The organism is Lacisediminihabitans sp., assembly GCF_036404185.1.
Classification (GTDB): Bacteria; Actinomycetota; Actinomycetes; order Actinomycetales; family Microbacteriaceae; genus Lacisediminihabitans.
Genome location: NZ_DASWPB010000063.1, coordinates 1 through 14056, shown reverse-complemented (window position 1 = coordinate 14056; position 14056 = coordinate 1). Strand labels below are relative to the sequence as shown.

Here is a 14056-nt window from a genome sequence, read left to right as displayed (position 1 = left end):
AACGATGGCGGCGCGGATGCGTCGCCGGGGACGAACGGACTACAGGGCGTAGTCGACGACAACCGGGGCGTGGTCCGACCATCGCCCGTCGTAGGTGTTCGCCCTGTCGATCACGTAGTCCTTCACGGTCGCGGCAAGCGCCGGAGTGGCCATGTGATAGTCGATGCGCCAGCCGGTGTTGTTGTCGAAGGCCTGACCGCGCTGCGACCACCAGGTGTACGGCCCCTCGACCTCTCCTGCCCACCGGCGCCCGACATCCACCCAGCCGAGACCAGGCTCCGTGCTGCCGTCGACCCCCGTGACGGTCTCGCCCAGCGGGCCGAAGAACCGGTCGAAGTAGGCGCGCTCGCGGGGGAGGAAGCCGGCGCTCTTGCGGTTGCCGCGCCAGTTCTTGATGTCCAGCTCCCGGTGGCCGACGTTGAGGTCGCCGAGCACGACGGCCAGCTCGGAGTGGGCGGCGAGCTCCGGCAGGCGGGCGGTCATGGCGTCGAGGAACTTGTACTTCTCGATCATCTTCGGCTCGTCCTCGGCGACCCCGGAGTGCACGTAGGTGCTCACGACGGTGACGATCCTGCCATCGACCTCGTAGTCGGCCTCGAGCCAGCGGCCCGCACTGTCGAACTCGTCCTCGCCGAGGGCGACGCGGTGGATGGACGCCTTGTCGCGGCTGGCCAGCGCGACGCCGGCCCTGCCCTTCGCGGTGGCCGCGTCGTGCAGGATGTTCCACTCCGGCCCGAGCAGGTTCTCCAGGTCCTCCGTGGAGGCCCGCACCTCCTGGATGGCGAGGATGTCAATGCCACGGCCCTCCAGCCACGGGCCCATGCCCTTGCGGAATGCCGCACGCACTCCGTTGGTGTTCACCGTCGCTATCCGCAGTGGCTTCGTCATGTCAAAAGCTTATCGACCGCCACCGACCGGGCGGGCCCTGGGACGGAGCCGCCGGGGCGGCGGGGTGACGACGGACCTCCTCATCATGGCGGCCGCATCCTGCCCGTGATCGGTCATGTCCACCGCGATCCAGGTCGCGGACAGCAGGATGACCTGACAGACGAGCCCGAACCAGACCAGCAGGCCGAGGATGACGGCGAAGGAGGCGAGCAGCGGATTCCTGCCCGCGCCGCCAACGATGGTGGCCCCGAGCGCCTTCAAGACGCCGAGGCCGATGCCGCCGAGGAGGGAGCCGGTGATGAGCCGGCGCCACGGGATGCGCACGGCGGCCAGCACCCGGAACAACCCGGCGAGGATGGCCGTGTCGATGACCAGGACGATGATCAGCCCGATCGCGCGACCGACGACGACCGCGAACACCGAGTGGCGGTCGATCCCCACGAGGTCGAACAGGAAGCCGAGCGCGCTCGTGCTGAACACCGAGAGCACCGCGGAGAGGACGGTGACCAGGCCGAAGGCGGCGACGAAGCCGAGGTCCTTGAGCTTCAGCCAGAGGAAGAAGGTCGTATCGGGAGGCAGGTCGAACATCGCCCTCACCGCCGACCGCGCGGAGGCGAACCAGCTCAGCGCCGTCCCGAGCAACACCACGAGTGCCACGATGCTGCTCCAGCCCAGCAATCGGGAGCGGAACAGCTCGTCGAGGTCGATGATCCCTCCGCTCTCCGTCTTGATCAGGCCGGGAACGGAGGTCGAGAGCGTGGAGACGACGGCGTCCTTCAGCTGCGTGTCCGCGGCGATGAACAGACCGAAGACGGCAAAGCCGACATAGAGCGCCGCGAAAACGCTGTAGAGCGCGGTCAGACTCAGGCCGCCGGCGAGAATGGCCCCGTTCTTGCGGGAATAGAGGCCGAAGACCCTAGCGATCCGCAGTTGCTGCGCGCGGGCGAAGAGTCTCTTGATCTTCGTGAGCATCCGCACCCCTCCCGGTCAGACCAGCCTAATGAGGCAGCAGTAGAGTTGCCGAGGCAGCGAGCTCGAGGGAAGGAAACCCATGGATTTGCACGGTATCGGAGTAGGGCGAGGAGTGGCCACCGGCCCGATTTTGCGGATGCCCGACCCCCTGCCGGAGCCGGAGCAGACCGGCTTCTCCGGCGACGCCGCGGACGAGAAGAACCGCGTCGCCGAGGCGCTCACGGCGGTGGCCGCCGAGTACCAGGCCCGCGGGGCGAAGGCCGGTGGCGCGGCCCGCGACGTGCTCGAGGCCGCCGCTCTCATGGCGCAGGACCCGACCCTCGTCGATGACGTCAACGCCCGCATCGATTCCGGGACCAACGGCGAACGCGCCGTTTTCGAGGCCTTCGCCGGCTTCCAGCAGATGCTCATCGGCCTCGGCGGCCTCATGGCGGAACGCGCCACCGACCTCGGAGACGTCTCGCAGCGGGTCATCGCCCACCTGCGTGGGGTCGCGGCCCCCGGCGTCCCCGTCTCGGACGAGCCGTTCATCCTCGTCGCTCCCGACCTCGCCCCCGCCGACACGGCGCTGCTCGACCTCGAGAAGGTGCTCGGCCTGATCACCCGCGACGGCGGCCCGACCAGCCACACCGCCATCCTCGCCCGGTCGAAGTCCATCCCGGCGATCGTCGGTGTCACCGGCGCGCTCGACCTCGTCGACCACACGGTCGTGATCCTGGATGCCGCGGCGGGCACCGTGTACATCTCCCCGTCGGAGGACGAGATCGCCGAAGCCAAGAAGCGCATCGCGGACCGTGCCGCCGCGGCGAAGGCCCCGATCACGGACGGCGCGCTCGCGGACGGAACGCTCGTCCCGCTGCTGGCCAACCTGGGGTCGCCGAAGGACGCCGCCGCAGCGATCGAGCTGGGTGCAGAGGGCGTCGGCCTGTTCCGCACCGAGTTCCTCTTCCTCGAGGCGACGACCGCGCCGACCGTCGAGGAACAGCGCACGCAGTACACCGAGCTCCTGCGCCACTTCTCCGGCAGGAAGGTTGTGGTCCGTGCCCTGGACGCCGGTGCCGACAAGCCGCTTAGCTTCCTCAACGACGCCCACGAGGAGAACCCCGCGCTCGGCCTTCGCGGCCTGAGGGCGCTGCGGGCGAGCGAGCAGATCCTGCGCGATCAGCTCACGGCCCTCGCGCAGGCCGACGCGGAGACGGACGCCGACCTCTGGGTCATGGCACCCATGGTCTCCGACACCGAGGAGACCGAATACTTCGTGAGCCTCGGTAAGGAGCTCGGGCTGAAGACCGTCGGCGTGATGGCCGAGGTGCCCTCGCTCGCGGTCCTCGCCGATCAGGTGCTGCAGGTCGCGGACTTCGCGAGCATCGGCACCAACGACCTCACGCAGTACACGCTGGCGGCCGACAGGATGCTCGGCTCCGTCGCGCACTTCCAGGACCCGTGGCATCCGGCGGTCCTGCGTCTGATCAAGCTCATCGGCGACGCCGGTGCGGCAAACGGCAAGCCGGTGGGAATCTGCGGTGAGGCGGCCGCCGACCCGCAGCTGGCGGTCATCCTCGTCGGGCTCGGGGCGACCACCCTCAGCATGACCCCGGCCGCGTTCGCCGACGTGCGCGCGGAGCTGGCGAAGTACACGCTGGACCAGGCGCGCGAGCTGGCGGCCAAGGCCCTCCAGGCGCACACGGCCGCCGATGCGAGGAAGGTCGGCTCGACCCTCTGAGACCCAGAGACGGGCAAGACGCCCACGCCTGCTGCGCATAACTCCTGCAGTTCTCCGGCGGCGGCCTGATTCCGCCCGTTCTCTCGGCGCCTTCGACGGGCGCCGAGAAGAACTGCAGGAGTTATGCGCACTGCGGCCGGCGGCTCCGGGTGCTCGGCATCCGGCCGTTCGACTGTCGGTGCCGCGGCCTGGACCGCGCCGCGGCTGCGCATAACTCCTGCACGTTGTCGCATGACCCGGCCGCGACCGTCTTTTCCCCTGGCGGATCAGGCGCCGGAGGAAATTCTGCAGGAGTTATGCGCACGACGACGCGACGACGCGACGACGCGAAGGCGTGACGGGAAGCCCGCGACGGACCGGGCCGGACCCTACGGCTTGCCGCGGAGGACGGCCGCCTTGACCTCGGCGATGGCCTGGGTGACCTGGATGCCGCGGGGGCAGGCCTCGGTGCAGTTGAAGGTGGTGCGGCAGCGCCAGACCCCCTCCTTGTCGTTGAGGATGTCGAGGCGGACCGCGGCGCCCTCGTCGCGGGAGTCGAAGATGAAGCGGTGCGCGTTGACGATCGCGGCGGGGCCGAAGTACTGGCCGTCCGTCCAGAAGACCGGGCAGCTCGAGGTGCAGGCCGCGCAGAGGATGCACTTGGTCGTGTCGTCGAAGCGCGCGCGCTCGACCGGGCTCTGCAGGCGCTCCTTCTCTGGCTTGCTCGAGGCGATCAGGAAGGGCTGCACCGCCTTGAAGCTCTCAAAGAAGGGATCCATGTTGACGATGAGGTCCTTCTCGAGCGGCAGGCCCTTGATCGCCTCGACGTAGATCGGCTTGGACAGGTCGAGGTCCTTGAGCAGCGTCTTGCAAGCCAGCCGGTTGCGGCCGTTGATCCGCATCGCGTCGGAGCCGCACACGCCGTGCGCGCAGGAACGGCGGAAGGTCAGCGACGCATCCTGCTCCCACTTGATCTTGTGCAGGGCGTCGAGCACCCTGTCCGTCCCGCTCATGACGACCTCGAAGTCCTCCCAGTGCGGCTCCTCGTCCACCTCGGGATCGAAGCGGCGGATGGTGAGGTTAGCGGTGAAGGTGGGGACCTCCTCCGGCACGCTGGGACGGTTCTCGAGAACTGCGTTGCTCACTAGTACTTCCTCTCCATCGGCGGGTAGTTCGTGATCACGACGGGCTTCCAGTCGAGCCGGATGTGCTCGCCCGCCTCCGCGGACTCCGGGTCGCCGGTGAGGTACGCCATGGTGTGCACCAGGAAGTTCTCATCGTCCCGCGTCGGGTAGTCCTCGCGCATGTGGCCGCCGCGGCTCTCCTTGCGGGAGCGGGCGGAGTAGACGAGCACCTCGGCGAGATCGAGCAGGAAGCCGAGCTCGATCGCCTCGAGCAGGTCGGTGTTGAAGCGCTTGCCCTTGTCCTGCAGGGCGATGTTCTTGTACCTGGCGCGAAGCTGCTCGATGAGCTTCGTGACCTCCCCGAGGCTCTCCTCCGTGCGGAAGATCTGGGCGTTGCGGTCCATCGAGTCCTGCAGCTCCTTGCGGATGGCCGCGATGCGCTCCGTGCCGTTGCCGCTGCGGACCTGGTCGAGGATGCGCTGCACACCGGAGGCAGGATCCTCCGGCAGCGGAACCCACTCGGCCGTCTTGACGTACTCGACCGCGTTGTTGCCCGCGCGCTTGCCGAAGACGTTGATGTCGAGCAGCGAGTTGGTGCCGAGGCGGTTGGAGCCGTGGACGCTCACGCAGGCGCACTCACCGGCGGCGTAGAGCCCGGGGACCACCTCGGTGTTGCTGCGCAGCACCTCCGCCTTGACGTTGGTGGGGATGCCCCCCATCGCGTAGTGCGCGGTCGGGAGCACGGGAACCGGCTCGGTGTACGGCTCGACGCCGAGATAGGTGCGGGCGAACTCCGTGATGTCCGGCAGCTTCTCGTCGATGACGGCGGGCTCCAGGTGGGTGATGTCGAGGTAGAGGTAGTCCTTGTTCGGGCCGGCGCCCCTGCCCTCGCGGATCTCCGTCGCCATGGACCTGGCCACGATGTCGCGGGGAGCGAGGTCCTTGAGCGTCGGCGTGTAGCGCTCCATGAAGCGCTCGCCGCTCGCGTTGCGGAGGATGGCGCCCTCGCCCCGGGCCGCCTCGGAGAGCAGGATGCCCAGTCCCGCCAGCCCGGTCGGGTGGAACTGGAAGAACTCCATGTCCTCGAGCGGCAGGCCCTTGCGCCAGATGATGCCGACGCCGTCCCCGGTCAGGGTGTGGGCGTTGGAGGTGGTCTTGAAGATCTTGCCGAAACCGCCGGTGGCGAAGATGATCGCCTTCGCCTGGAAGACGTGCAGCTCGCCCGTCGCGAGCTCATAGGCGACGACGCCGGACGGCTTCTCACTGCGCGATCCGTCTTCGGCGTCCACCTCCGTCATGACCATGTCGAGCACGTAGAACTCGTTGAAGAAGTTGATGCCGAGGCGCACGCAGTTCTGGAACAGCGTCTGCAGGATCATGTGACCGGTGCGGTCGGCCGCGTAGCAGGCCCGGCGCACCGGTGCCTTGCCGTGCTCGCGGGTGTGACCGCCGAACCGGCGCTGGTCGATCTTGCCGTCGGGGGTGCGGTTGAACGGCAGTCCCATGTTCTCCAGGTCGAGGACCGCGTCGATCGCCTCCTTGGCGAGGATCTCCGCGGCATCCTGATCGACCAGGTAGTCGCCGCCCTTGACCGTGTCGTAGGTGTGCCACTCCCAGTTGTCCTCCTCCACGTTGGCCAGGGCGGCGGCCATGCCGCCCTGCGCCGCACCGGTGTGCGACCTGGTGGGGTAGAGCTTGGAGATCACGGCGGTGCGGGCGTGCGGTCCGGCCTCGATGGCCGCGCGCATCCCCGCGCCCCCTGCGCCCACGATGACGATGTCGAACTGGTGGTAGTGCACACCGTCGACGATGGAGCTGGTGCCTTCCTCGTCGGTCCCCATTACTTGACCGGGCAGAACGAGGCGAGCAGGTCTGCCGGCGCTCCGGCCGGGCATGGATCGAAGGTGTAGATCACGAGGGTCCCCAAAACGAGTAGTACGACGGTCGACGCGAGGAGCGCGCCCTTGAGGATGCGGCGGAGCAGCACGTTGTTCGCGTAGTCGTTGACGATCGTGCGCATGCCGTTCGAGCCGTGGATGAGGGCGAGCCAGAGCAGGAGGGTGTCCCAGACCTGCCAGAAGGGCTGCGAGAGCTTTCCGCCGACGAAGGCGAAGTCGATCGCCCGGACGCCCTGGCCGGCGACGAGGTTGACGAACAGGTGCCCGAAGATGAGCACGACGAGGACGACCCCGCTCGCGCGCATGTAGATCCAGCCCCACTTCTCGATGTTGAAGCGACGCCGGCGGCGGGCGAACTGCGGTGTGCGAGGGACCTCGATGGTGACGCTCATCAGAACTCCGCGATGACGTTGGACAGTTGACGGGGGAGGAAGCCGGCCATGAGCACGACCCAGAGCGCCACGACGATCCAGAAGATCAGCCGCTGATGCCTGGTGCCGACGCTCCAGAAGTCGATGAGGATGATCCGCAGGCCGTTGAGGGCGTGGAAGCCGATCGCACCGACCAGGGCCGCCTCGCCGAGGCCCATGATGGGCGTCTTGTAGGTGTTGATCACCGCGTTGTACGCCTGCGGGCTGATCCGGACGAGCGACGTGTCCAGGATGTGCACGAGCAGGAAGAAGAAGATCGCGACCCCGGTGATGCGGTGCAGCACCCACGACCACATGCCCTCGCGCCCCCGGTACAGCGTTCCTCGCGGGACCCGCGGGCTGGAGATCCTGGGAACCGGATGCGTCTTGTCTGGCTCGGATGCGGCCAGGGCCCCCGCCGACTTCTCTGGCACGAGCAACCCTCCTTGGCTGGTCTGGCCCCGAACACACAGTGTGCACTGCGCTCAGCGGGCGTCGAGTCCGGCGCACGCTGTTCGGGGTGGGCAACTATTGCTTGGGCGAACGGCAATCAGTCTATTCCCGCGCCCTCTCCGACGCTGCCAAGGTACACCTAACTCTCTCGGGATCGAGATACTTTCCTCGTGACTGGCTTCGCGGCGACCAGGTCCCTGCGGCTCGCGATCGCCGACCGGTAGTGGCCGACGAGCTCCCCGCAGATCGAGTCCCAGGATCGGCCGAGCACGGCGCGCCGTCCGGCCTCGCCCATCCGCAGCCGCAACTGCCCGTCGCGCACGAGCACCTCGACGAAGGTTCGCAGCGAGGCGTTGTCGTCCGGCTCGAACAGGTATCCGTTCTCCCCGACCCGCACCAGGTCGATCGGGCCGCCGGCACGCGGGGCGACGACGGGGATGCCGCTCGCGTGCGCCTCCTGGATCGTCTGCCCGAAGGTCTCCTCGGTGCCGGGATGGACGAAGAGGTCGAAGCTCGCGTACGCGGCCGCGAGCTCGCCGCCGGTCAGCGTTCCGAAGAAGGTCACCGGCATGCCCCGCAGCGCGCGCTTGACGGAGGGCATCGACGGCCCGCCGCCGACGATCACGATGCGGATGCCCGGAAGCCCGCGGAGCGCCGCGAGCCGTTCGAGCTGCTTCTCCGGGGCGATCCGGCCGACATAGCCGACGACGACCTCGCCGCCCGCGGCGACCCGCTGCCGGAGTGACAGCGTGGATGCCCCGAGCCGATTGCGCGGGTGGTAGGTCTCGAGGTCGACGCCGCGGCCCCAGCGTCTGACCCGTTCGATGCCCGCGTCCGCGAGGTCGGACATGGAGGCGGTGGAGGGCGCGAGGGTGAGGTCGGCGCCGTCGTGCACCCAGCGCACCAGGCGCCAGGCCAGCCGGGTGGCGGCGCCCAGGCCGTTCCTGCGGGCATAACCGGCGACATCCGTCTGGAACACGGCGACGGAGGCGACGTCGCGACGACCGGCCGCCGCGATGGCCTGCGCGCCGAGGAGGAAGGGGGACGCGGCGTGCACGACGTCCGGGCTGAACTCGTCGAGCAGCCGCTGCACCTGCGGGCTCGGCAGCCCGACGGGGAACTGGCGGTAGGCGAAGGCGGGCACCTCGTGGATGGGGAACCCGGCGAAGTGCTTGGGGGCGCCGGCGGACGGCGAGATCACCATGGCCTCGTGGCCCCGGTCCCGCAGGTGCTCGAGAACCCGGCAGACGCTCGTCGTCACCCCGTTGAGCGTGGGGAGAAAGCTCTCGCTGACCACTGCTACGCGCATGTCCTGGCTCCGATCCGGTCCACCGTTCGAAGGCTAAGGAACGGAGGTTGCGACCCGGCGAATAGCGGATGACGGGAGAGGGGTGCGAAGATGACGTCTCGTCGGCAGTGTGGTTGGCTAGTCTGGCGGGATGACACGGTTATCCCGGCCCCTCGATCGCTTCTACAGCATCATTCCCGCAGGCGGCATCGGTTCGCGGCTCTGGCCGCTCTCGCGCGCTGACGCGCCGAAGTTCCTGCACGACCTCACCGGCTCCGGCAGCACCCTCCTGCGCGGCACCTGGGATCGGCTCGTCCCCCTCTCCGGGCCGGACCGGATCATGGTGGTCACCGGCCGCGCCCATCGCGCCGCCGTCGAGGCGCAGCTGCCGGAGCTCGCCGACCTCAACGTGGTGCTGGAGAGCGAGCCGAAGGACTCCTCGGCGGCGATCGGGCTGGCCGCCGCCATCCTGGTGCGGCGCGAGCCGGACGTGATCGTCGGCTCGTTCGCCGCCGATCACGTGATCGGCGACGTGCGCGGCTTCAAGCGTGCCGTGGTCGAGGCAGTCGCGGCGGCGGAGGCCGGTTACATCGCGACGATCGGCATCACCCCGACCGAGCCGGCGATCGGATTCGGCTACATCCACTGCAGCGGGACCCTCGGCATCGAGGCGGCCCCCGGCGCGGTGCGTGTGGACAGCTTCGTCGAGAAGCCCGACCTGGAGACCGCCCAGCGGTATCTCGACGACGGCAACTACCTCTGGAACGGCGGGATGTTCATCTCCCGCGCCGACGTGCTGCTCAAACAGCTCGGCGAGACCGAGCCGGAGCTGCTGGCCGGCCTGACGGCGCTCGCGGAGGCCTGGGACACTCCCCGCCGTGGCGCCGTCGTCGACAGGGTCTGGCCGGGGCTGAAGAAGATCGCGATCGACTACACGGTCGCCGAGCCGGCCGCCAGGGCCGGACGCCTCGCCGTCGTCCCCGGCGACTTCGACTGGGACGACGTCGGGGACTTCGCGGCGATCGCGAAGCTGCACGCCGGCGGCCGGAAGTCCGACCTGGCCATCCTCGGCGAGAACGCCAGGGTGCTCGCCGACGCGTCGAGCGGCGTCGTCATCGCCCAGAGCGGCCGGCTCATCTCGCTCATCGGGGTGACCGACATCGTCGTCGTCGACACTCCGGATGCCCTGCTGGTCACCACGAGCGCCAACGCCCAGCGGGTCAAGGCCGTCGTCGACGCGCTCAAGCTCTCCGGGCGCAACGACGTGCTGTGATCGCCGCCGCCGAAGCCCCCCCCCGTCGGGAGGGGCAGACCGGTCGTTCGGGCGCCCTGATTATTTCTGCAACATTTCCTGGTCGTCGCATCTTTGTAACCATTGGCCACCCGCCGACGAGTGCGCCGAGGCGGCCCCGTAGCATTCGGTAACCTGTACACCACTATGGCCTCGGCAACCGCTGCCGGGGTATCCCTTGGAGGACACCTTGAGAATCACCTCACGTAAGGCCGTGTTGAGCGGCCTTGCCATGGCCGGCATGGCAGCATTGCTCGCCGGTTGTGCAACGGCGCCGAGCACCGACAGCGGCTCAGGCAGCAAAAAATCCAACTTCCTTCCCTGCATGGTCTCCGACCTCGGCGGGTTCGACGACAAGTCATTCAACCAGCTCGGCCTCGAGGGGCTTCAGACCGCGGCCAAGGCGATCGGCTCCAAGGAGAAGCACGTCGAGTCCGACTCCGACAGCGACTATGCCCCGAACATCAACAGCCTCGTCTCCGCGGGCTGCAACCTGATCATCACGGTCGGCTTCAATCTCTCCGCGGCGACCGTCACGGCGGCGAAGGCCAACCCGGACGTCCAGTTCGCGATCATCGACGACGCCGCCGACAACTCCGGGGCCAAGGACGACAAGGGCAACGACATCGGCGACGGCAAGGTCGACGCTCCGAACATCAAGCCCATCCTGTTCGACACCGCCCAGGCCGCGTTCCTCGCGGGCTACGCGTCGGCCAGTTACAGCAAGTCGGGCATCGTCGGGACCTTCGGCGGCCTGCAGTTCCCGACCGTCACGATCTTCATGGACGGCTTCGCCGACGGCGTGAAGTACTTCGACCAGCAGAAGGGCAAGGACGTCAAGGTCGTCGGATGGAACCCCGACACCCAGACCGGATCCTTCACCGGCGGATTCGACGCCAACGACACCGCGAAGAGCACGGCGCAGACGATCATCGATCAGGGTGCGGACGTCATCTTCCCGGTCGGCGGCCCGATCTTCCAGAGCGCAGGCGCGGCCATCACCGACTCGAAGAAGGACATCGCGCTGCTCGGTGCGGACGCCGACGTGTTCAACACGTTCCCGACCTACGACAGCCTGTACCTGACCTCGGTCCTCAAGGGCATCGACCCGGCCGTACAGGACGTCGTCAAGGCGACCTCCAAGCAGAAGGCGGGCACGTTCGACAGCACCTCCTACGTCGGCACGCTGAAGAACGACGGCGTTGGGATCGCCCCGTTCCACGACTTCGCGTCGAAGGTCGACCCCGGCCTGCAGAAGGAGCTCGACTCGATCAAGGCCGACATCATCAGCGGCAAGATCAAGGTCTCGTCCTACCTGAACAAGTAGGCACCGGGTTCCACCACGGTCGGGGAGGCCAGCGCTGCTGGTCTCCCCGACCTTCTTAAGCTCTTAAGCCCGTTACGGTCCACCATCCTCGTTCCGCCCGTTCCCGAAGCTCACGGCCGGATAGATTGGGAAACATGAAGCTCGAACTCCGGGGCATCACCAAGAGGTTCGGCGCGCTCGTCGCCAACGATCACATCGACCTCACGGTGGAGCCCGGCGAAATCCACTGCCTGCTCGGCGAGAACGGCGCGGGCAAGTCCACCCTCATGAACGTCCTCTACGGCCTCTATCAGGCCGACGAGGGCGAGATCCTGCTCGACGACGACGTCCAGCACTTCTCCGGCCCGGGCGACGCCATGGCCGCGGGCATCGGCATGGTGCATCAGCACTTCATGCTCATCCCGGTCTTCACCGTCGCCGAGAACGTGATGCTCGGCCACGAGCAGACCCGCTTCGGCGGCAGGCTCGATCTTTCGGCGGCCCGCGCGCAGGTGCGCGAGATCTCACGCCGCTTCGGCTTCGACATCGACCCCGACGCCGTGGTCGGCGACCTCCCCGTCGGTGTGCAGCAGCGGGTCGAGATCATCAAGGCCCTCTCCCGCGACGCGAAGGTCCTCGTCTTCGACGAGCCGACCGCGGTGCTCACCCCGCAGGAGACCGACGAGCTCATGGCCATCATGCGCCAGCTCAAGGAGGCGGGCACCTCCATCGTCTTCATCACCCACAAGCTGCGAGAGGTCCGCGAGGTGGCCGACCGCATCACGGTCATCCGCCTGGGAAAGGTTGTCGGCGAGGCCAGCCCGACGGCGACGAACACGGAACTCGCCTCGCTCATGGTCGGGCGTTCCGTCGAACTGACGGTTCGCAAGACACCGGCGACACCCGGCGCTGCGGCGCTCGTCGTCGAGGGTCTCTCGGTCGTCGACCCGCACGGCCAGCTCGTGGTCAACGGCGTGAGCTTCGAGGTGCACACCGGGGAGATCCTGGCGATCGCGGGGGTCCAGGGCAACGGCCAGACGGAGCTCACCGAGGCCCTTCTCGGCCTGCAGCCGCACGTGACCGGATCCATCCGCCTCGATGGCAAGGAGCTGCGGCGGGCGAGTGTGCGCTCCGTGCTGGATGCCGGGGTCGGCTTCGTGCCGGAGGACCGCACCGAGGACGGCCTGGTCGCGGAGTTCACCATCGCGGAGAACCTCATGCTCGACCGGTCGGAGGGCAGGCCCTTCGTCAAGGGCGGCACCGTGCAGCGCGGCCTGCTCGCCGAGTTCGCGGAGAGCAAGGTCGTCGAGTTCGACATCCGGGCCCAGGGCATCGGCACCCACGCGGGCAGGCTCTCCGGCGGAAACCAGCAGAAGGTCGTCCTTGCCAGGGAGCTCAGCAGGGACCTGCGGCTCCTCGTCGCCGCCCAGCCGACCCGTGGACTCGACGTCGGCTCGATCGAGTTCGTTCATACCCGCATCGTTGCGACCCGGGATGCGGGCACCCCGGTCATCGTCGTCTCGACGGAGCTCGACGAGGTCGTCGCTCTCGCCGACCGCATCGCGGTCATGTACCGCGGAACCATCGTCGGGATCGTGCCGAGCACCACCTCCCGCGAGATACTGGGCCTCATGATGGCCGGCGAACGTCCCGTGGAGGTGGCGGCATGAGCGACGCGCAGATCCCCCTTCAGGCGACGGGCTCTCCGGAGGAGAGCGAACTCGAGCCTGGTCAGACCCCGGCGACTCCGCCACCGGAGGAGAAGAAGGGCGACGATCTCGGATCGCGCCTGACCGTCGCGATGCGGGACATCGCATCCGGCAACGTGCTCATCGCGATCCTCGCCGTGGTGCTCGCGCTGCTCGTCGGGGCGATCCTCATCGTGCTGACGAACAAGGATGTCCAGGCGGCGTCCGGATACTTCTTCTCGCGACCTGCTGATACCTTCCAGGCCATCTGGACGACTGTCTCCGGCGCGTACTCCGCCCTGTTCCAGGGCGCGATCTACAACTTCAGGGCGCTGAGCTTCTTCTCCGGGATCAAGCCGCTCACCGACACACTGTTCTACGGGACGCCGCTGATCCTGGCCGGACTCGGAGTCGCCCTGTCGTTCCGGGTCGGTCTGTTCAACATCGGCGGCCAGGGGCAGATCCTCATCGGCGGCGCCTTCGCCGGTTGGGTGGCCTGGTCGTTCCCGATGCCGTTCCCGCTCGCGCTCATCGCCGCGGCCGCGGCCGGCGTCGTCGGAGGCGCGGTCTGGGCCGGCATCGTCGGCCTGCTCAAGGCGCGCACGGGCGCGCACGAGGTGATCGTCACGATCATGCTCAACTACGTCGCGTTCTACCTCATCAGCTTCCTGCTGCGCACCCCGGGCGCGCTGCAGGCGCCGGGGACGGCGAATCCGAAGTCGCCGCCGATCCCCGAGCACGCCCAGCTGCCGCTGCTGTTCGGCGTCCGCTACCCGGTCACCTGGGCCTTCGTGATCGCGATCGCCGCCACGCTGTTCTACGGGTGGCTCATGAGCCGCTCGAGCCTCGGATTCCGCTTCCGTGCGGTCGGCGAGAACCCGAAGGCCGCTCGCACTGCCGGCATCAGCGTCGAGCGCATGTACGTCTACGGGATGGCGCTCGCCGGCGGCCTCGTCGGCCTCGTCGGCGTCAATCAGGTGCTCGCCAGCACGCCGGGCGGCTTCGGCTCGGGCTTCGACGCCGGCCTCGGCTTCGA

Annotated in this window: 12 protein-coding genes; 5 read left to right on the top strand and 7 right to left on the bottom strand. The window is 68.3% G+C overall.

What is annotated here, in order from left to right:
- Positions 1-39 precede the first annotated feature (39 nt).
- Both VGC18_RS03420 and VGC18_RS03415 read right to left on the bottom strand, forming a co-directional pair.
- Entirely contained in the window at positions 40-888 is an 849-nt protein-coding gene (locus tag VGC18_RS03420; RefSeq protein ID WP_331094240.1) for an exodeoxyribonuclease III, read from the bottom strand.
- A 9-nt stretch (positions 889-897) separates the two neighbouring features.
- On the bottom strand, positions 898-1860 hold the full coding sequence (locus VGC18_RS03415) for a YihY/virulence factor BrkB family protein (protein WP_331094238.1): 963 nt from the start codon (positions 1858-1860) through the stop codon (positions 898-900).
- A 79-nt stretch (positions 1861-1939) separates the two neighbouring features.
- On the opposite strand from VGC18_RS03415, the gene ptsP reads away from it, so the two are divergent.
- On the top strand, positions 1940-3583 hold the full coding sequence (gene ptsP, locus VGC18_RS03410; RefSeq protein WP_331094237.1) for a phosphoenolpyruvate--protein phosphotransferase: 1644 nt from the start codon (positions 1940-1942) through the stop codon (positions 3581-3583).
- A 368-nt stretch (positions 3584-3951) separates the two neighbouring features.
- Here the strand turns inward: ptsP and VGC18_RS03405 are convergent, their stop codons facing one another.
- The 5 genes from VGC18_RS03405 to VGC18_RS03385 all read right to left on the bottom strand — a co-directional run bounded on the left by VGC18_RS03405 (position 3952) and on the right by VGC18_RS03385 (position 8756).
- Positions 3952-4707: a succinate dehydrogenase iron-sulfur subunit gene (locus tag VGC18_RS03405; protein WP_331094235.1), complete on the bottom strand. Its 756-nt coding sequence runs from the start codon at positions 4705-4707 to the stop codon at positions 3952-3954.
- Positions 4707-6527, bottom strand: a complete 1821-nt coding sequence (gene sdhA / locus VGC18_RS03400; protein WP_331094233.1) for a succinate dehydrogenase flavoprotein subunit — start codon at positions 6525-6527, stop codon at positions 4707-4709. The genes VGC18_RS03405 and sdhA overlap by 1 nt, the downstream gene beginning before the upstream one ends.
- Positions 6527-6976, bottom strand: a complete 450-nt coding sequence (locus VGC18_RS03395; RefSeq protein WP_331094231.1) for a succinate dehydrogenase hydrophobic membrane anchor subunit — start codon at positions 6974-6976, stop codon at positions 6527-6529. The genes sdhA and VGC18_RS03395 overlap by 1 nt, the downstream gene beginning before the upstream one ends.
- A complete protein-coding gene (gene sdhC / locus VGC18_RS03390) occupies positions 6976-7311 on the bottom strand; it encodes a succinate dehydrogenase, cytochrome b556 subunit (RefSeq protein ID WP_414672850.1) in 336 nt (111 codons plus the stop codon). Before sdhC ends, VGC18_RS03395 begins: the two co-directional genes overlap by 1 nt.
- Before the next feature lie 275 nt (positions 7312-7586).
- On the bottom strand, positions 7587-8756 hold the full coding sequence (locus tag VGC18_RS03385) for a glycosyltransferase family 1 protein (RefSeq protein ID WP_331094229.1): 1170 nt from the start codon (positions 8754-8756) through the stop codon (positions 7587-7589).
- 130 nt (positions 8757-8886) lie between these two features.
- On the opposite strand from VGC18_RS03385, the gene VGC18_RS03380 reads away from it, so the two are divergent.
- The 4 genes from VGC18_RS03380 to VGC18_RS03365 form a co-directional block, all read left to right on the top strand.
- Positions 8887-10008 carry a mannose-1-phosphate guanylyltransferase gene (locus tag VGC18_RS03380; protein WP_331094227.1) on the top strand — a complete coding sequence of 374 codons (1122 nt, stop codon included), beginning with the start codon at positions 8887-8889 and terminating at the stop codon, positions 10006-10008.
- A gap of 208 nt (positions 10009-10216) precedes the next feature.
- On the top strand, positions 10217-11353 hold the full coding sequence (locus tag VGC18_RS03375; RefSeq protein ID WP_331094225.1) for a BMP family ABC transporter substrate-binding protein: 1137 nt from the start codon (positions 10217-10219) through the stop codon (positions 11351-11353).
- Between the two features lie 134 nt (positions 11354-11487).
- A complete protein-coding gene (locus VGC18_RS03370; protein ID WP_331094223.1) occupies positions 11488-13002 on the top strand; it encodes an ABC transporter ATP-binding protein in 1515 nt (504 codons plus the stop codon).
- Positions 12999-14056, top strand: a 1058-nt coding sequence (locus VGC18_RS03365) for an ABC transporter permease (protein WP_331094221.1), incomplete at its 3' end; no start/stop codon positions are given. The genes VGC18_RS03370 and VGC18_RS03365, both read left to right, overlap by 4 nt.

Excerpts from the sequence above, each read along its gene's own strand:
- VGC18_RS03385 (WP_331094229.1), bottom strand. The coding sequence starts at position 8,756 with ATGCGCGTAGCAGTGGTCAGCGAGAGCTTTCTCCCCACGCTCAACGGG.
- VGC18_RS03380 (WP_331094227.1), top strand. The coding sequence starts at position 8,887 with ATGACACGGTTATCCCGGCCCCTCGATCGCTTCTACAGCATCATTCCC.
- VGC18_RS03420 (WP_331094240.1), bottom strand. The coding sequence starts at position 888 with ATGACGAAGCCACTGCGGATAGCGACGGTGAACACCAACGGAGTGCGT.
- VGC18_RS03370 (WP_331094223.1), top strand. The coding sequence starts at position 11,488 with ATGAAGCTCGAACTCCGGGGCATCACCAAGAGGTTCGGCGCGCTCGTC.
- VGC18_RS03395 (WP_331094231.1), bottom strand. The coding sequence starts at position 6,976 with ATGAGCGTCACCATCGAGGTCCCTCGCACACCGCAGTTCGCCCGCCGC.
- ptsP (WP_331094237.1), top strand. The coding sequence starts at position 1,940 with ATGGATTTGCACGGTATCGGAGTAGGGCGAGGAGTGGCCACCGGCCCG.
- VGC18_RS03415 (WP_331094238.1), bottom strand. The coding sequence starts at position 1,860 with ATGCTCACGAAGATCAAGAGACTCTTCGCCCGCGCGCAGCAACTGCGG.
- sdhA (WP_331094233.1), bottom strand. The coding sequence starts at position 6,527 with ATGGGGACCGACGAGGAAGGCACCAGCTCCATCGTCGACGGTGTGCAC.
- sdhC (WP_414672850.1), bottom strand. The coding sequence starts at position 7,311 with ATGTGGTCGTGGGTGCTGCACCGCATCACCGGGGTCGCGATCTTCTTC.